Below are 19,095 nucleotides of genomic sequence, written 5' to 3' on the forward strand. Positions count from 1 at the left end.
TATGGGTAAGAAGTTAAAAAATATGACAGATACCAATCTGCTGCTGACCATCACGATCGTAGTATTCTTCGTAATGTATATCGGAGCCATCGTGTTCCAGGGAAAAGGCTTCTTAAAACCTCAGACATTTTTCAACATTCTGAACGCTAACGCAGCACTGATCATTCTGTCCTGCGGCATGAGTTTAGTCATGATTACCGGTGGAATCGATATTTCCGTCGGCGGTGTGGTGGCACTGGTCAGCATGAGCTGCGCCGTATATCTGGACTTCGGCGGCGGTAATGTATTTGTATCCATGTTACTGGCAGTAGCCATTGGCCTTGCTTTCGGTATCGTACAGGGCTTCCTGGTAGCATACCTGGATATCCAGCCCTTTATCGTGACCCTGGCGGGTATGTTCTTCGCCAGAGGTATGACAACGATCGTAAATACCAAACCTTTCAACGTGGCCAACGAAAGTTTCACTGCTTTGAAGGAAACCCGTGTGATCGTTCCAGGAATGGGCTCCGTGAACAAACTGGGCAATTACGTCAATGCTTATGTGGAGATCGGTGTGATTGTGGCGCTTTTAGTAGTCATTCTGATGTTTATCATGCTTCGCTGGACCAAGATGGGCCGCAGCTTCTATGCGGTAGGCGGTAACAATCAGAGCGCGCTGATGTTAGGTATCAATGTGAAGAGAACCAAGTTCATGTCCCATCTGCTCTGCGGACTGTTGGCAGGTATCGGCGGTTATGTGTACTTCCTGCATGTAGGAAGCGGATCTGCTTCTCATGCCAGCGGCATGGAGATGAACGCCATTGCATCCTCCATCATCGGCGGTACGATGCTGACTGGTGGTGTCGGCAATATCATCGGAACTTTCTTCGGTGTATTGTCCCTGAGCACCATCCAGAATATCGTATCCAGTGCAGGTCTGGATCAGGCATGGTGGACCGGTATCACCATTGCAGCTATGCTGTGTCTGTTCCTGGTAGTACAGAGTGTGGTCATCGCAAGAAAAAAGAAAATGCTGCAGAACAAATAAAAGCAGCTGAAAATAGGGAGGAGCGGAAAGAGCGTGGCTGGTGTGCAGTCACACTCTTTTTCCGCTAGTAAAAGGAATCCACCGAATATCAGGGGGTAGAAGTTATGAAAAAAACGAAGGTAAAAAAGCAGAAAACTCTGAAAAAGCAGGGATGCAGCCTGTTCCTGTTGTTGATGCTGCTGGCACTGGCACCGGTAGTTTTGGCAACAGTGATCCTCAGTACCACATCTTTACGTCTGACCAGAACGAATCTGGAAGGCAGTGTGCAGACCACACTGCATGTAACTGCGGATAATCTGGCAAAATACTGTAAGGAAAATGAGATCACGGCAATGAATGCCAGCGGTTATTATGAGTACCTGGACAGCCTGAAGGAAGAAGGCCTGGAGATGGCCATTCTTGCAGACGGCATTCCGGCTACCACATCCATTAAAAATGAAAATGACTATCGTATCCGTGAAATCCCCATGGATCAGGATCTTGGGACGGAGGGATATTATGATAAAAATGTAGTGATTGAGGGAAATACTTATTATGGTTATTATATCCCGATTATGAATAACGGACAGATCACTGCAGTGGCTTTTGCGGCGGAACGGAAAAATGAGATCACCGATGCCCTGTGGGAGATCGAGGTTGTATTCATGGTCTGCGCAGTGGGCATGGTGATCCTGTTTGGTGTTATCTGCTTTTTCCTGAGCAGAGCACTGTCGGGCAAGATGAAAGAGACCGGCAGCAGGGTGGATGCCCTGGCGGAAGGTGATCTGAGTGCCAGAAAAGAATCCGACAGTATTGTCCGGGAGATCCGTAATCTGTTACAGAATACCTCACAGATGCAGCGGAATCTGGCACAGGTCATCGGCGGTGTACAGGAGGTATCCGGAGAACTTCTAAACAGTGTACGGCAGGTGGCAGAGGGAAGCGATGCCACCACAGAACAGGCTGGACAGATCAGTCAGGCGATGGAGCAGCTGTCTTCCGCAGCGGAGGAAATGGCGGAAAATGTGCAGAATATCAGTGACCGTATGGATGAGATCGGAGAGGCGGTCAATGACATCAGTGTCAGTGCCGGACAGCTGCAGAAGGATTCGGAAGAAATACAGGACAACAGCAAAAAGGCGGGGGAAGGCATGGAAAAGATCATGACCGGCAGCAATCGTTCTGTGGAATCCGTGAATACCATTACAGCGAAGATTCATGAGACCAACGATTATATCGAAAAGATCGATGAGGCGGTAGCTCTGATCTTCTCCATTTCCGGACAGACCAATCTGTTAAGTCTGAATGCCTCCATCGAGGCCGCCAGAGCCGGAGAGGCGGGCAGAGGCTTTGCCGTGGTGGCGGAAGAGATCCGCAAACTGTCGGAGCAGAGCGCTGCCGGTGCCGAGCAGATCAAAAATCTGGCCCAGGGCATTATGGAGAAATCCGGTGAGACTGTGGAACAGGCGGATGTGGTAAAGAATATCATCCGGGAGGAACAGGATCACATTATTGCAACCAGAGAGCAGTATCAGCAGTTAGAGCAAAGTATCAGACATTCTGCGGAAGAGATCCGCAAGATCGCCGGAGAGACCGGACGTCTGTCACAGCAGAAAGAGGATATTCTGGGCAATATCGGCAGCCTCAGTGCTATCAGTGAGGAAAATGCTGCCAACAACCAGCAGGTGAATGCAAACATTGAGGAAATCCTGACACAGATACAGACAGTGGGCGCAAACTGTGATAAAATGAAACAGATCTCCGGGGAACTGGAGAGCTCTGTGGCGTATTTTCATACAGAGAAAGAACCTGCCGGAAAATGAGAGAATGACAGAGCGATTTCCGGGCGGGAAGTATGACAGAACAGGATGACATTACAGATATGAAGAAATGCAGAACAGGAAGACGATGGATGGCGGGTCTGCTGCTGGGGCTGGGAATCCTGCTTGCAGGATGCGGCGACAGACAAAGCACTGCGGAGGATATTGCAACACCAGAGGATACACAGACAGACCGTATTGTGGTGGGATTTTCCCAGGTGGGAGCGGAATCCGACTGGCGCAGTGCCAACACGGAGTCCATGAAAAGTACCTTTACAAAAGAGGCCGGGTACGACCTGATCTTCGAGGATGGTCAGCAGAAGCAGGCCAACCAGATCCGGGCCATCCGAACCTTTATCCAGCAGGAGGTGGACTACATCGTGCTGGCACCGGTGACGGAGACCGGATGGGACACGGTGCTCAGGGAAGCAAAGGATGCCGGGATCCCGGTGGTCATCGTGGACCGTAAGGTGGATGTGGAGGATGACAGTCTGTTCACCTGCTTCGTGGGTTCGGACTTTGAACTGGAAGGCCTGAAAATGTCGGAGTGGCTGAATTCCTTTTCCATCAGCAAGGGAATTGCACCGGAGGATCTTCATATTGTAAATATTCAGGGAAATATCGGAGCTTCCGCCCAGATCGGACGTACCAGAGGATTGGAGCAGGGCGCGGCAAAATACGGTTGGGATCTGTTAGACCAGGTATCGGGAGAATTTACCCAGGCCAAGGGGAAGGAAGTCATGGAAGCTTTCCTGAAAAAATACGACAATATCAATGTGGTCTATTGCGAAAACGACAATGAGGCCTTTGGCGCCATGGAAGCGATCCGGGCGGCGGGAAAAAGGGTCGGCAGCAATCTGGCGGCAGGAGATATTATGATATTGTCTTTTGATGGTGTCAGCACAGAATCCATGGACTGCGTGCTGAAGGATGAGATCACCTGCATCGGAGAATGCAATCCACTGCATGGCCCCAGGGTGGAGGCTTTGATCCAGATCCTGGAAGAGGGAAGGATACCGGAAAAATTTTCTTATGTGGAAGAAGGATTGTATGCCCACGACGATACGGTGACCGCCGTGACAGTGGGAGACAAGACCTACCGGGTACGGCGGGTAGACGATGAGATCCGCAACGAAAATGCATATTGACAGATTTTGTGACGATTCGGACGTTCCCCTGCAGGCGGTCCGGATCGTTACTTTTTTTCCATGAGGGCTAAAGTAATTGTAAATCCGTCCGATACATATTGTGAAACATCAAAAGACATTCGGGAAGGAGGAGTCGATATGCGTATTGAAGCGTATACACAGGTACAGCAGCTGTATCAGTCACAGAAGGTCAGCAGGACTCAGAAGACTCAGACAGCGTCACACACGGACAGACTGCAGATCAGCAGCCAGGGCAAGGATTTCCAGACCGCTAAGGCAGCAGTGGCAGCAGCACCTGACATCAGGGAAGAGTTAACGGCTCCCATTAAAGCAAGAATCCAGAACGGTACTTATGGAGTGGATAATGCAAGCTTTGCGGAGAAGCTGCTTCAAAAGCAGGAAGAAATGAGGTAGTTCCTTGGCTAGTTTAATGGAAAACCTGATAGATGTACTGGACAGAGAGAGTACGGAGTACGAAGCTCTGCTTCAGCTATCACAGCGCAAGACACCGATTATTGCAGGCGGTGATCTTGCAGAGTTACAAAAGATCACGGACGAGGAGCAGGAGCTGGTCAGCAGGATCCACAATCTGGACAAGCAGAGAGCGGGAGTGACTGCGGACATAGCCGATGTATTGAACAGGGATGTTAACGACTTGAAATTGCCGAATCTGATCACTATGTTATCTGCACGGCCTGCGGAACAGCAGGCACTGGCGGATTCCCACGACAGATTACAGGCAGCGGTCCGGGGACTGAAGCGCGTGAACGAGCAGAACAGTGAACTGTTAAACAGCGCGCTGGAGATGGTGGAATTCGAGATGAATCTCCTCCAGGCATCCAAGGCTGCACCCGAGACAGCGAATTACAACCGGGGAGCTTACAATGCAGGCAATACCATGGGGGTCATTGACCATGGATTCGATGCCAAGCAGTAAGACCGGATCCCGGGGATCTGAGGATCCCCTGATACAGAGGTGAAAGTTTATGCCATTAATGGGTAGTTTATATATAGGTTCGTCCGGATTACAGACAAGTCAGAATGCGCTGAATACCACAGCGCATAATCTTTCTAATGTGGACACCACCGGCTATACCAGACAACAGGTACAGCAGTCTAACAGAGCTTATGTCACATTATCGACAGACCCTAAGTCTATTTCCAACAAACAGACAGGTCTGGGTGTCACATATTCCCGCGTAAAACAGGTCAGAGATTATTTCCTGGACAAGACATACCGCAAGGAATCCGGACGTAGTATGTTCTATGAAGTGTCCACAGAAGTCATGGAAGAGGTAGAGAGCCAGCTGGGAGAATTGAACGGCGAGGCATTCCAGACCACCATGACAGACTTCTGGACCGCTATTCAGGAGCTTTCCAAGGATCCCAGCAGTTCTGTAACACAGGGCATGCTGGTGCAGAGAGCGGCGGAATTCGTACAGAGAGCCGGAGCAGTATACAGCGGATTGAGCTCCTACCAGAACAACCTGAACACACAGATTAAGCAGAATGTAGATAAAATCAATAAATACGGCAACCAGTTATTAACGCTGAACGATCAGATCCGTGCCATTGAGAGTGGCGGCATTGAACATGCCAACGACCTGAGAGATGCGAGAAATCAGATTCTGGATGAACTGGCAGAGCTGACCAACATGACCTTTTCCGAAGATCGATACGGCAGTGTATCCGTACAGATCGAGGGCGTGGATTTCGTAAAGGACGGAACCTGTTATGAGATCGCTCTGAAGACGGATGAAGCCACCGGCTTCTACACTCCGTTCTGGCCGCAGGATGCCACCTACACCGTAAGAGCTGATGGCACCAGAGATTATAATATTGACGGCGCAGAGGTATTTGATCTCTCCGTGGAGATTTCTTCCGACCTGAACACAGATATCGGCGGCCTGAAGGCAATGCTTCTGGCCAGAGGTGATCACAGAGCCAATTATACAGATCTGGCGGAAGGAAAATACGACAGTGTCTCCCAGTCCGTTGTCATGAATATTCAGGGTGAGTTCGACCAGATGATCCACAATGTGGTGACGAAGGTGAACGATATTCTGGCGAAGGCTGCAGGAGTACAGACCGGAGATCTGAAACTTGCAGATGGTACTACACGCCCCAATGTCCGCTATTGTGTCTCGGATCCGAATGGCTATATGCGCATGGAGGATGGCAGTCCCATCCAACTGTTTACCAAGGTCACAACGGATGGCTATGAGAAGGTGATCGGAGAAGACGGTGTAACAGAGTATTGGATTATGAAGGATGAAGATCCGGACAGCCCTGAGAGCCTGTATACCATCGGCAATCTTCAGGTAAATCCGGCGCTGACGAAGGAGCCTTCCAAGCTTGGATTCCGTTTGGCAGACGGTTCCGAGGATAAGGAGACCGCAGATGCTTTGAAAGCGGCATTTACCGAGGAAGCCTACACGCTGAATCCTAATGTACAGAAAAAGACTACTTTTGTAGATTATTATACCGACCTGGTATCGCAGGTATCCAATTCCGGCTATGTATTCCGGAGTATTTATGAGAATCAGGTCACCACCGTGGAGGCTACACAGAGTGCCAGAGAACAGGTTATCGGTGTATCCACGGACGAGGAACTGTCCAACATGATCAAGTTCCAGAACGCATACAACGCATCCAGCCGTTATATCAACGTGATCAGTGAAATGCTGGATCACATTCTTTCCACGCTGGGTGTGTAATGTGTAAGTGTAAGAAATAGGAGGTAAGTTATGCCCTCACAGTTTTTTGGATTAAATATTGCATATACGGGACTTCTGGCCAGCAATGCTGCCATGAATACCACTTCCAATAATATCGCCAATGTACAGACGGAAGGCTACAGCAGACAACAGGTGACACAACAGGCCGCCAATGCGCTGCGGGTGTTCCAGACCTATGGCTGTGCCGGTGCCGGTGTAGAGACTCTGGCCATTGAGCGTGTACGGGATGAATTCTATGACGGAAGATATTGGGATAACAATGCACTGCTTGGCGAATATGACATGAAACAGTATTACATGCAGCAATTGGAGACGTATTTTGATGATGACGGTAAGAGCACCGGGTTCAAGACGAACTTCGATCAGCTGATGATCACCGGACTGCAGGCACTCCTGAAGGATCCCAACAGTGCCACAGCCAAATCCCAGTTCGTGGGATATGCCGGAGCACTGACAGATTATTTCAATGGTATGGCGGGTAATCTGGAAAAAGTACAGAAGGATATCAATCAGGAGATTAAACTGAAGGTGGATCAGATCAATTCCCTTGCCGGTGAGATCGCCTCCCTGAATAAACAGATCAACACCATTGAACTGGCTGGAACAAAGGCCAATGAGCTGCGTGACCGCAGAACCCTGCTGATCGATGAATTATCCAAGATCGTGGATGTGGAAGTCAAGGAGACTCCGATCATCGATGCCAACAACGAGAACCGTGAGACTGGAGCCAACAGATATATGGTCAAGATCGCAGGCGGACAGATGCTGGTGGACGGCAGTGATTATAACGGTCTGGAATGCGTGGCGAGAACTTCCTACGAGAAGGTCAACCAGACAGACATTGACGGTCTCTATGAGATCTATTGGGCGGACGGGCAGAAGTTCAACCTGTACAATGCATCCATGGGCGGTGATCTGGCAGGACTGATCCAGATGCGTGACGGTAACAACGGCGAGAATTTCAGCGGACAGGTGACAGCTACCGGAACCACCACGGTGGACGGCAAGACACATGATACGGTAACCGTGAAGGTAACCAAGGCTTATCTGCAGGATCTGAATAAATGTAATCTGTCGGATCAGGGAGGCATCCTGGATCTGGGCAATCAGGAATTCTACTATGATTCCTGGGAATATACCTGCGAATATGATGCGAACGGCAATGCCACTTACTCCTATACATTTACTTTATCGGACAGTGAGAAGAATCCCCGGGGAATTACCAATGACCGTGTAGGAAAAAAGGCAGAGATCGGTACCAACCTGTCCTATCAGGGAATCCCTTATTACATGAACCAGATGAATGAGTGGATCCGTACCTTCTCTCAGAAATTCAACGATATTCTCACCTCCGGTTACAGCGGAAACGGGGATCCCGGCGTGAAGATGTTCACCGGTAATAAAGCTACCGGTGGTGAGCAGTTCCTGCTGGATGATGCGGCAAAGCGATATGACAAGCAGGAGAAGAAAAACAGTAAAGTTACGGTAAAAGTCAACGATGACAGCTACTATCGTCTGACAGCGAAGAATTTCGATATTCTGGATGCCATGGAGCAGGATCCCAGCCTGATGGCAAACCGAAAAAATGCATCTGACGGCGTGGAACAGAATGACCTGTTGAACGATCTGAAGAATCTGGCTACGGATAAGAGCAAGATGAGCTTCCGCGGCAACAGTGCCTCCGAGTTTTTACAGTGTATTTTGTCAGATGTGGCGTTGAATGCATCCCGGGCCAATACTTTTTATGCAAGCTTTAAGGATATATCCGGTACCATTGACAATCAGAGACTCTCCATCTCCGGCGTGGACGAGGATGAAGAAGCCGTAAATCTTGTAAAATACCAGAACGGATACAATCTGGCTTCCAAGATGATCCAGACACTGACGGAGATTTATGACAGACTGATTCTGGAGACCGGAGTCTAAACTAGAAAGGAGGCAGCTATTCGGATTCCCACATATGTTCGCAAAAACGCACGTATCCGTGCTTTCTCGCTGCTACACAGCTAATTTTGCTCACGTGTGTGGTGACTCTATTCGAGTCACCATTCGAATCAGAAAACTGTTACTTATATGCAAGCATAACGTACCAGTTATTCTGATTTTTAGAATCCTGAATAGTTACGGAGAAAATGAGAATTACGAACAAGATCATGCAGCGTAATAATCTGTCCAATATCAATACGAACAAAGTATATCAGGATAAGCTGAGCACCCAGATGTCTACCCAGAAGAAGGTCAGCCGTCCTTCCGATGATCCTGTGGTATCCATCCGTGCCCTGCGTTTACGCAGCAATGTGACCGAGGTGACGCAGTATTACAGCAAGAACATTCCGGATGCGGAGAGCTGGCTGGACGTAACCGAGGATGCACTGAAGAACCTGACAGAGATCATCACGAATATGATCAAACAGTGCACCAAGGCATCTAACGGAGATCTGAAATCCGCAGACCGCCAGATCATTCTGGAACAGCTGAAAGCCCTGGGAGATGAAGTGTACAGCACCGGCGATGCAGACTATGCGGGCCGTTATGTGTTTACCGGATATCGTACCGATACTTCTCTGAGTTTTGATAAAGAATACAATACGAAATATGAGATCACCGAGCAGCTGGACAACAGCTCCATCACACAGCTGACGAAGATCGACACCGGAAAATTGCTGGATATTACTGCTGCAAATTATAATAATGCAAATAACAGCAAGATCACGGAACAGGATATTAAGTCCACCGAGGTGTACCGTATCCAGCTGGCTTATGATGACTGCAGAGACAAGAATGCAAACCCGGCTGCAGCCCCGTCTATTTCTTTCTATGAGAAAGACCCTGTAACCGGCGAAGCTGTAATGAAAGAACCGACATGGGATTCCACTATGTTCACAATAAAGTCCTCCACGGAAGACCCTTACACCGAGGCAGCAAAAAATGATGATGCACTGATCTATGTGCCGGATACCGGTGAGATCCTGCTCGGCAGGAACCGTTATGATAAACTGATGGCCTGCAAGGATGATCCTTCCACCTCGGGAAAAAATGAAGGTGAGATCCGCGTAACTTATCAGAAGGATCACTGGGTCAAGGGTGATCTGAGACCCGAGCATTATTTTGCATGTACCAGTACCGATGCAGACGGAAAAGTAACGGATTATAACAAGTCCTATCTTGACGGCAAGAGCGAAAAACAGGTCATCGAATATGATGTAGGCTTCAACCAGACCATTCAGGTGAATTCCACTGCAGATGAGTGCTTCCAGCACGGTATCGGACGTACGGTGGACGATCTGGTACAGGCCATGCAGGATGTGGTGGATCTGGAGAATGTGAAGACCAAGATCGAGGGACTGCAGGAGACTGCTACCGGTACGGATGCAGAGACCCTGACGAAGCAGATGGAAGCAGTAGAAAAAGCACTGACTCTGGCAAAGGACAAATGCCAGAAGATGTTCGAAAGCGGCATTACTACGTTCCAGGGATATCTGGATGATGCCAACCTGTGCGTTACCAACTGCGGTACCAGAAGCAGCAAACTGGAACTGATCGATAACCGCATGAAGAGCCAGAAGACCACCTTTGAGACCTTAAAGAGTGAAAACGAGGATATCGATGTTACCGAGACCGTCATTGATCTGAAGAGTGCGGAAATGACCTATGAAGCGGCACTGATGGCTACCGGTAAAGTAATGCAGACCACACTGTTGAATTTCATCTAGAACAACAGGTTACGGAAAGGCGTAGGTATTTTATGAAGATCAATACAAAATTTTTTGGAGAAGTTGAGATTGCGGATGACAAGATCATCACTTTTGACAAAGGTATTATCGGATTCCCGGAACTGAAGCATTTTACCATGCTCCACGATGAGGAGAAGGGCAGCAACGTAGGAATCCGCTATTTACAGTCTCTGGAAGAACCCGGATTCGCCATGCCGGTCATGGATCCGCTGCTGGTCAACCCTCAGTATGATCCGGAAGTGGATGACGAACTGCTCACTAGTGTAGGCAATCTGACTCCGGAGAACATTCTGGTCATGGTTACTGTGACGGTGCCTGCTGACCTGACGAAGATGACGGTGAACCTGCAGGGTCCCTTTGTGATCAACGTGGAAGAACGCAAGGCCTGCCAGATCATCCTTGAGGGAGATAAATACCCGGTAAAATATCCGGTATACGACATCCTGAAATCCGGAAAGGCGGGTGAGTAAGATGCTGGCATTGTCCCGTAAGAAGAACGAAGCAATCGTCATCAACAACGATATCGAGATCACCGTTCTGGAGGTCAAAGGTGATCAGGTCAAGATCGGCATCACCGCACCCAAGGAAGTGCCCATCTACCGCAAGGAAGTCTACCTCCAGATCCAGGAGGCCAACAAGGCCGCTGTGGATGCCGAAGGTATGGCAGCACTGAAGAACCTGTTGGGGTAAAACAAAGAAAATAATGGAAATGACACAGACTCCGGAGTATGCAATCCGGAGTTTTTTCTGAATACGCATATTGAAAAAAGAGGGCACAATTTCCCAAAATTATAAAAATACATTGAAAGGACTTAGATATAATAGTATAATTTGAAAAAAGAGGGCACAATGTTCTCAAAATATCAAAGTGGAGAAAAACATGGAAATAAAAAGAGACTTATATCTGCAAAGAATAGTAGATAGAATGCATAATGGAATGATAAAGGTTATTACGGGAATAAGACGTTCCGGCAAATCATATCTGTTGTTTACCATATTTAAAAACTATCTTATATCCCAAAATGTTCCGGAAGATCATATTATTGCGATAGAACTGGATATGTTGGAAAATAAAAGGTATAGAGATCCCTATGTAATATTGGATTATATTAAAAGCCGGATAACAGATGAAAAAGATTACTATATTTTCCTTGATGAAGTCCAACTCCTGGAAGAGTTCGAGGAGGTTCTGAATTCTCTTCTTCATATAAAAAATGCAGATATTTATGTAACGGGAAGCAACTCTAAATTTTTGTCAAAAGATATTATCACCGAGTTCAGAGGGCGTGGAGATGAAATACATGTTTTTCCGGTCAGTTTTAAGGAATATATGGATGTATTCGATGGTGATAAATATGAAGGATGGAGTTCTTATGTTAATTTTGGTGGGCTTCCGTTAACCATTACGATGAATACAGATGAGCAGAGAATGGAATATCTTACCGGATTGTTTGAAGAGACATACATTAAAGATATTATTGAACGTAATCATATAGAAAAAATTCAGGAAATAAACGACTTGATTAATATACTGGCATCAGGAATCGGTTCACTGACAAATGCATCGAAAATAGAAGCTACATTTAAAAGTGTGATTCAGTCAGATATCAGCCTGAATACCATTCGGAGCTACATTGAGTACCTTAAGGATGCCTTTATTGTAAGCGAGGCCAATCGATATGATGTAAAAGGAAGAAAATATATTGGAACTCCACTGAAATATTATTTTGAAGACGTAGGTCTCAGAAATGCCAGACTTGGATTCAGACAGACAGAAGAGACTCATATTATGGAGAACATCATTTATAATGAACTCCGGTTTCGGGGATTTCATGTGGATGTTGGTGTGGTTATGAAACGGAACAGAACCAAAGAGGGAGTGCAGGAAAAAAAACAACTGGAAATTGATTTCGTAGCAAATAAGGGAAGCAAACGATATTATATTCAATCAGCATTCAGTCTTCCGGATGATGAGAAGAGAATGCAGGAAAAGGCATCCCTGATAAATGTAGGTGATTCATTTAAAAAGATTATCATTGTAAAAGATATTATTAAACCATGGAATGATGATGACGGAATATTGACAATGAGTATTTTTGATTTTCTGTTGAATGAAAATAGTCTGGACTTATAGTTTTTAGGACAGTAGATTCCATACAAAGCATAAATAAAGAGGGATTACGTGTGTTTCATATTATAGATGAACGTTTTTTTGTACCGTTGGCATCTCCGAATAAATTAGTATATTGGGAATGTATCTGCAAGTTATTTTCCGTCATGGATCATCAGCTTTCCTTTGGAGTGGACAGAGATGTTGTGGTGGAGGAACTGCAATATTATTTTGAACAGACCCAGGCAGCGGATTTTGATGAAGAAGAATTCCAGGGAAAAAATGCAAGAGATAAGGCAAACTGGATGTTGCGAAAACTGGAAAATTATGGATGGATAGACATCGAGACAGATAAAAGTTATGTACAAAGAGTTAATTTTAAGGAATATGCCGTCAAGATTATAAAGACATTGTTGGAAATTGCAGAAGGTAAGCAAATCGAATATCAGGGATATATTTACACTATATATAGCCTGGTGCGAGGTACAACGGACAATCCGGGAATCGTTCTTTTGTCAATTGTGGAAAATACAGATATGTTGATTACCGGTCTGAAAAACCTGAGTTCCGGAATCAAGCATTATATTGATGAACTGACAAAGTATAAGACTCCGGCGGAAATTATGGATGTTTTATTCAACGATTACATAGAAAATATTGTAGACAAAGCATATCATCGATTGCTCACTTCAGATAATGTCTCTAAATTCCGACCGGAGATTATAGAGAGACTGGAAAGTAAAAGCCATAGTAAGGCTTATGTGGAAAAAGCAGGTGCGGAACTGGCTTCCATTCGGGAAATTGCGCCGGAAGAAGCAGAAGAACTGGTCTATCATTATATTCATCAGGTCATAGATGCTTTTCAGAATATGGATGAAATCCTGGCAGAAATCAATCGTAAAAATACGCAATATCAGAGGGCAGCTATCAATCGTGCCAAGTTTTATCTGATTGGCGGCGAGGATGTCAGGGGGCAGATCAAGGATATTCTTTCTGAAATGAATGAGAAAATCAATCGGGAAAACATGGATCTTGGTGGAATTTACAGGATTGAATTTTTGGATGATCTGATCCGGATATACAGTTCAGCAGTTATAGATGAGAAATCTTTTTATACTCCGATTGAAGGAAAGAAAACATTTGAACCGGAAATCATCCAACAGGAGGAACCGGACACTGAACTCAGGAATGAGAAGAAAAGGAAAATGCTTGAAAAGCTGGCAAGAGTCCTGAACCCGGAGAAAATAGATGGATATGTAGAAAAACAGCTTGGAGAAAGACCGGAAATGTTAGCTTCGGAGTTACCGTTAGATACTACGGATGATTTCGTGAAGATGATTTATGTTCGATTGTACGGTCAGAGAAAAAACATGAAGTATGTAGTGAGTGTAAGAGAGACCATACAGAAGGAAGGTTACCAATTTACGGATTTTACAATACGAAAGAAGGTACAAAAGTAGGATGGATATTTTAAACGGAATGTTGCAGAAAGACAGGGATAATTTCTCACGGATATGTAACCGGCTGCTAAGTTCCTGCTTTTTATGTAAAAGAAATGAAACAACCAGATTAGATTATTATTTTGTAACAAAATACAAGGAAAAATTTGCGGAATGTTTTGCACTATTGGGCTACCGTTTGGAAATTAATGAAGAATATGGTGTGGTTCAGTTAACCAATCCACAAAACTATAACCGCTACAATATGAAACTGTTTGAATCGGTTCTCTTGTTAATTCTCAGAATTTTATATGATGAAAAGAGAAGGGAACTTTCTACTACAGAGGAAGTAATTGTAAATGTGGGGGATATTCATGAAAAATTCTTAAGCCTGAAGATCAGAGAGAAAATGATAGACAAGACAACTTTTCGCAATGCAATCAGTACATTGAAAAGGTTTCAGATCATAGAGATATTGGATACCAGCCTTACGGAGGAAGAATCCCGGATTATTATCTTTGACTCTATTCTGATGGCTGTTCGCGTGGAAGATATTAAGGCAGCTTATGAAAAGCTGGAAATTTACAAAAGAGGAGGAAAAAACAGTGAAGAAACTGACGAGAGTGAAATTGATTAACTGGCATCGCTTTGTTAATGCAACAATAGATCTTGAAAAATCTACACTGATTTCCGGAGAAAACGGAGCTGGAAAATCCACTCTTTTGGACGCTATTCAGTTCGTGATTATTTGTTCAACCAATTATTTTAATAAGGCAGCTCATGAAAACGGGAAAAGAAAACTGACCGGGTATATTCGCTGTAAGACCGGAAGAGAAAATAAACCTTATGAACGGACAGGAGAGATCAGTGCACATGTTGCACTGGAATTTTATGAAGAGAAAAAGGATAAATATTTTGTGATCGGTGCCGTGGTAGACTCTGCTTCGGAGGGACAGGAAAAAACGGCAAGATATTTGATGGACGGAGTACGATTCGAGGACTCTATGTTTTTTCAAGGAAAAGCGCCAAAGTCTATCAATCAGTTTCGGACAATGAATAGTTCTAAAATAAAACAATGGTGTACTACAGATAAAGAAGCAAGATCAATGATCAAAAACCGCTTTGGACGAATCGAAGATAAATTTTTCCGGCTGATTCCCAAGGCTCTGGCTTTTCGACCGATTGATGATATTAAAGATTTTGTGTATTCCTATGTATTGGATGAGAAGGAAGTCAATATTGATGTATTACGTGAAAATGTCCGGACTTATCAAGATTTACAGCGTACACTGGAAAACGTAAAAATTCGTATCGAGAGGTTGGAAAAAATCAATTCCTTACATGCCCAGGCAGCGGATGGATTACAGAAGGATAAGCAATATGGATATTATCTTGCGAGAGTAGAAGCGGATCTTATCCTGGAAGAAATAGAAAAGATGCAGGCTGAGATACAGACGGATACTTTGCGGTTGGAAGAACAAAACGGTCAGATCCAGACTGTGAAAAAAGAACAGATGGAAAAACAACAGATCAGAGATGATTTGCGTGCGGAACTTGCAACAGATAAAGATTTTCTGGCAAAAGACGAACAGGAGAAGCGACTGCAGTTATTGGAGAACAGAAAGACAGATTTGCTGAAGGAGCGGGAAAGCCTTCAGGAAAGCATGGACTCTGCCAGAATGCAGTTGAAAAAATTGCTGGAAGTAAAGGATGTGGACACATCTATAAAACTTTATTATCGAAACTTGTGCATGCCAGACAATGATATGAATCTGGCGCAGACAAAGGACACACTTTTGCAGGCTATTTCCTACAAAAATCTAATGCGAAATAAAGTGCTACAGAAAAAAGCAGAGACGATAGCAAAGGAAGCCGAAATCAGCGATGAAAAGCAGGAACTGGACAAGAAAATTGAACAGTTAATGAAGAAAAAATTTTCGTATTCTGAAGATGTAGAACGTGTAAGAATGGAAATTAAGGAAGAGTTTCAACGTATCGGACGGACTCCGGAACCGCGTATTTTATGTGAAATGTTGGAGATTACAGATGGATCCTGGAGAAATGCTGTGGAAGGTTATTTAAACACGCAGAGATTTTATATTCTGGTGGAGCCTGAAAATTTTGATATTGCATTGGGAATTTATGACAGGCTTCGAAAAGAGAAAAAAGCATATGGAGTAGGCCTTATTAACACACAGAATCTGGAAGAATATGATACCGCACCGGAAGGATCTCTGGCTACCGTAGTGTCTTCCAAAAATAAATACGCAAAACGTTATGTCAATATGATTCTCGGAAAAGTTCATATGTGTGAGCATTATCGGGAACTAAAAACTTATAGGATATCAATCACAAGAGAGTGCATGAAGTATCAGAACAACGTAGCGAGTGCTATTAAACCATCCGTTTTTGAAACACCATACATTGGACAGAATGCCATAAAGGTACAACTGGAACAGGCAAAACAGAAGCGGGAGGAATTGAAGCAACAGCTGGCGGACTTGAAAAGCAGGCTGAAACAACTGGAATATGTACTGGAGCCACTGAATACGGATCAGGATACAGATATTAAGTACCGTTTGGACGTTATTGGTGATTTGCGGCAGGTTTCTCTGGAAATTGACAAATGCAAAGAAAACATTGCTACATTGAAGAAAAATTCCAATATGATCATGAAACAGCTGCAATTGTCTACCTTGGAAAAAATGTTAGAGGAACTGACGGTAAAAAGGAGTAATTTAGACAGAACTGCCGGTAAGACGGAGGAAAGAATCAGCCTGACAAAACAGAAAATTGCAGAGAATCAGGCAAATCATGTAGAAAAAGCACTATTTTATGAAAAACTTGGGGCAGACGCTGCAGATTTATTGCCAATATGGAGACAGGAATATGAGAAACAGACAGAGGGTAAGTCTTATGCACAGTTCAGAGATAATTATTTGCGAAGGAGAAAAGCAAACCAGACACTGATTGATAAGGCAACGGACTCTATGAAAGAGGTAATGAGGGAATATAAAACAGCGCATGATTTTGGTGCACCTGCTTCGATGGAAGGATATCGGGATTTTGAAGCGGAGTATTTGAAACTGAAAAATTCAGAACTGCTGCAGTATGAGGATAAGGTGGAGACGGCCAGAAGCGCAGCGGAAGAAGAATTCAGAGAGCAGTTTTTGTCTAAGCTACAGGAAAATATGAAGACAGCCCAGTCTGAATTTAAGGAATTAAACAAGGCATTGAATGATATTACGTTCAGCAATGAAAAGTATGAATTCCTGTATATGCCGAGTAAGAAATACCGTCAATATTATGAAATGATCATGGATGATTTTAATGCGATGCAGGGAGAGTCTATTTTCAGTGGACTGTTTCATGAGAATCATAAGGTAGTGATAGAAGAACTGTTCGAACGGCTGGCACTTGATAATGACAATAGTACAAAAGCACTGGATGAATTTACGGATTATCGTACTTATATGGATTATGATATACGCATTATACACAGCGATGGAAACTATTCCTTATATTCAAAGGTGTGTGAGGAAAAGAGCGGTGGTGAGACACAGACACCTTTTTACGTCACCGTAGCGGCATCTTTTGTTCAGCTGTATAAGAACAATATTGGCGGAGAGGCAGTGGGACTTGTGCTTTTTGATGAAGCGTTTAATAATATGGATGATGAAAGAATAGGCGGAGTTCTGGAATTTTTGCGGCGGTTGCCGCTACAGATATTGATTGCTGCACCACCGGATAAAATACAGTATATCAGTCCCTTTGTGGAGGAGACATTACTTGTAATGACAGATGAAAAAATCAGTTATGCAGAGAGGTATGTAAATGGTACAGTATGACAGAATGGTTTTAAATCATTTGCTGGATACCTATGAAAACAGTCTGTTGTCAATTGGAGAGAACAGGAGAAAGGTACAGATAGAGTTTCGTTTTACGAGAACATCTATACCGGCATATTATGATGAGAGTTCATCAGAATATGAAAAAATTCATATTTTGATGAATGCACTGGAAAATAAAAATATGATAACTGTAATCTGGAAGGACCATAAGCAGGGACATTTCATACAAAAGGTTCGGATGAATGCGGATCAAATTGATGAAATTTACCGGTATACAGGAAGAAAACCAAAGCATGGTCTGGAGGAAGAAAACAGAGTCTTTCTTCAAAAATATCTGAATGAAGATGCTCCGGTCACGGTAAATTTTGTAGGATATCTGTTGGAACGACTGGAAAACCACAAGTCGGTAAAAGAATACATAACATTGGAAAATCTGCAGGAAACAGAAAAATTTCTTCGTGCATGTGTATCTGTAGAACAAAATAAAACACCTTGTTATATCAGAGAGTTCTCCATTCAACATTTTCAGGATTCTAAATATTTTGAACAGATAGAAAGCAGGATTATCAGAGTGTTTCGGCAGTTCGATGAGGAATATAAGGAAATGGATGCAGTGGAACTATTGGCGGAATATGGAATTTATCAAACCCCTGATTTTGTGTATTTTAAGGGAGATGTGCGCCTGCTGGTGGAAGGGGAGGAGATGAATTTGTCCCTTTTAAAGCAGGGAATTGGAATTTCGGGAGAGGATATTGAAAACATTCGTTTCTCGGATTTCAGCAGAATACAGAAGGTAATAACTGTTGAAAACCTTACTTCTTTTTTCAGATACCATGAGGAAAACAGCCTCCTTGTTTACCTGGGAGGATACCATAACAGGGTACGAAGAAAACTGCTCCAAAAGATTTATGATGCAATTCCTGCTGCAAAATATTATCATTTTGGGGACATAGATGCCGGAGGATTTCTTATTTTTCTGGATTTACGTAAAAAAACAGAAATTCCATTTGAAAGCTTCCGTATGGATCTGGATACGCTGAAACAATATTCACAATATGGAAAAAAATTGACAGAAACAGATAAAAAACGTCTGGAGAAATTAGGAGAAGAAAAGGAATTCAGCGAGGTTATCCGATATATGCTGGAGAAAAATATAAAATTAGAGCAGGAATGCATTATTGAATAGATGGTGTCGTGAAATTTTTGCAGCACCTATTAATTTTTCAGGAGAATTTACCGATACAATCTT

General features: G+C 44.2%; 15 protein-coding genes. All 15 read left to right on the forward strand.

Annotated features, from left to right (window positions below):
* Position 1 precedes the first annotated feature (1 nt).
* The 15 genes from DW835_RS01415 (at position 2) to DW835_RS01485 (ending at position 19,032) form a co-directional block, all read left to right on the forward strand.
* The gene (locus DW835_RS01415; RefSeq protein WP_022312246.1) at positions 2-1,027 is read left to right on the forward strand and encodes a branched-chain amino acid ABC transporter permease; all 1,026 of its coding nucleotides are present in this window, start codon (positions 2-4) and stop codon (positions 1,025-1,027) included.
* A 104-nt stretch (positions 1,028-1,131) separates the two neighbouring features.
* Positions 1,132-2,829 carry a methyl-accepting chemotaxis protein gene (locus tag DW835_RS01420; RefSeq protein WP_118537419.1) on the forward strand — a complete coding sequence of 566 codons (1,698 nt, stop codon included), beginning with the start codon at positions 1,132-1,134 and terminating at the stop codon, positions 2,827-2,829.
* A 32-nt stretch (positions 2,830-2,861) separates the two neighbouring features.
* The gene (locus DW835_RS01425) at positions 2,862-3,974 is read left to right on the forward strand and encodes an ABC transporter substrate-binding protein (RefSeq protein WP_243028753.1); all 1,113 of its coding nucleotides are present in this window, start codon (positions 2,862-2,864) and stop codon (positions 3,972-3,974) included.
* A 138-nt stretch (positions 3,975-4,112) separates the two neighbouring features.
* On the forward strand, positions 4,113-4,388 hold the full coding sequence (gene flgM, locus DW835_RS01430; RefSeq protein WP_022312249.1) for a flagellar biosynthesis anti-sigma factor FlgM: 276 nt from the start codon (positions 4,113-4,115) through the stop codon (positions 4,386-4,388).
* A gap of 16 nt (positions 4,389-4,404) precedes the next feature.
* Positions 4,405-4,911, forward strand: coding sequence for a flagellar protein FlgN (locus tag DW835_RS01435; protein WP_117464635.1), 507 nt, complete (start codon positions 4,405-4,407; stop codon positions 4,909-4,911).
* Between the two features lie 49 nt (positions 4,912-4,960).
* Positions 4,961-6,691 (forward strand): flagellar hook-associated protein FlgK, encoded by a 1,731-nt coding sequence (gene flgK, locus DW835_RS01440; protein WP_118730542.1) that lies wholly within the window; start codon positions 4,961-4,963, stop codon positions 6,689-6,691.
* Positions 6,692-6,721: 30 nt separating this feature from the next.
* Positions 6,722-8,638 (forward strand): flagellar hook-associated protein FlgK, encoded by a 1,917-nt coding sequence (flgK, locus tag DW835_RS01445; RefSeq protein WP_118537418.1) that lies wholly within the window; start codon positions 6,722-6,724, stop codon positions 8,636-8,638.
* A gap of 206 nt (positions 8,639-8,844) precedes the next feature.
* Positions 8,845-10,425: a hypothetical protein gene (locus DW835_RS01450; protein ID WP_117464632.1), complete on the forward strand. Its 1,581-nt coding sequence runs from the start codon at positions 8,845-8,847 to the stop codon at positions 10,423-10,425.
* Positions 10,426-10,457: 32 nt separating this feature from the next.
* A complete protein-coding gene (locus tag DW835_RS01455) occupies positions 10,458-10,916 on the forward strand; it encodes a flagellar assembly protein FliW (RefSeq protein ID WP_022313086.1) in 459 nt (152 codons plus the stop codon).
* 1 nt (position 10,917) lies between these two features.
* The gene (gene csrA, locus DW835_RS01460) at positions 10,918-11,136 is read left to right on the forward strand and encodes a carbon storage regulator CsrA (RefSeq protein WP_117464631.1); all 219 of its coding nucleotides are present in this window, start codon (positions 10,918-10,920) and stop codon (positions 11,134-11,136) included.
* 190 nt (positions 11,137-11,326) lie between these two features.
* Positions 11,327-12,580, forward strand: a complete 1,254-nt coding sequence (locus tag DW835_RS01465) for an ATP-binding protein (RefSeq protein WP_118730543.1) — start codon at positions 11,327-11,329, stop codon at positions 12,578-12,580.
* Between the two features lie 50 nt (positions 12,581-12,630).
* Positions 12,631-14,016: a Wadjet anti-phage system protein JetA family protein gene (locus tag DW835_RS01470; RefSeq protein ID WP_117464629.1), complete on the forward strand. Its 1,386-nt coding sequence runs from the start codon at positions 12,631-12,633 to the stop codon at positions 14,014-14,016.
* Between the two features lie 19 nt (positions 14,017-14,035).
* Positions 14,036-14,632, forward strand: a complete 597-nt coding sequence (locus DW835_RS01475) for a DUF4194 domain-containing protein (RefSeq protein WP_243037003.1) — start codon at positions 14,036-14,038, stop codon at positions 14,630-14,632.
* On the forward strand, positions 14,601-17,843 hold the full coding sequence (locus DW835_RS01480) for an SbcC/MukB-like Walker B domain-containing protein (protein ID WP_182430197.1): 3,243 nt from the start codon (positions 14,601-14,603) through the stop codon (positions 17,841-17,843). The genes DW835_RS01475 and DW835_RS01480 overlap by 32 nt, the downstream gene beginning before the upstream one ends.
* Positions 17,830-19,032 carry a Wadjet anti-phage system protein JetD domain-containing protein gene (locus DW835_RS01485; RefSeq protein WP_118537415.1) on the forward strand — a complete coding sequence of 401 codons (1,203 nt, stop codon included), beginning with the start codon at positions 17,830-17,832 and terminating at the stop codon, positions 19,030-19,032. Before DW835_RS01480 ends, DW835_RS01485 begins: the two co-directional genes overlap by 14 nt.
* Positions 19,033-19,095 lie beyond the last annotated feature (63 nt).

This window comes from Clostridium sp. AM34-9AC (genome assembly GCF_003480225.1).
GTDB lineage: Bacteria > Bacillota > Clostridia > Lachnospirales > Lachnospiraceae > Acetatifactor > Acetatifactor acetigignens.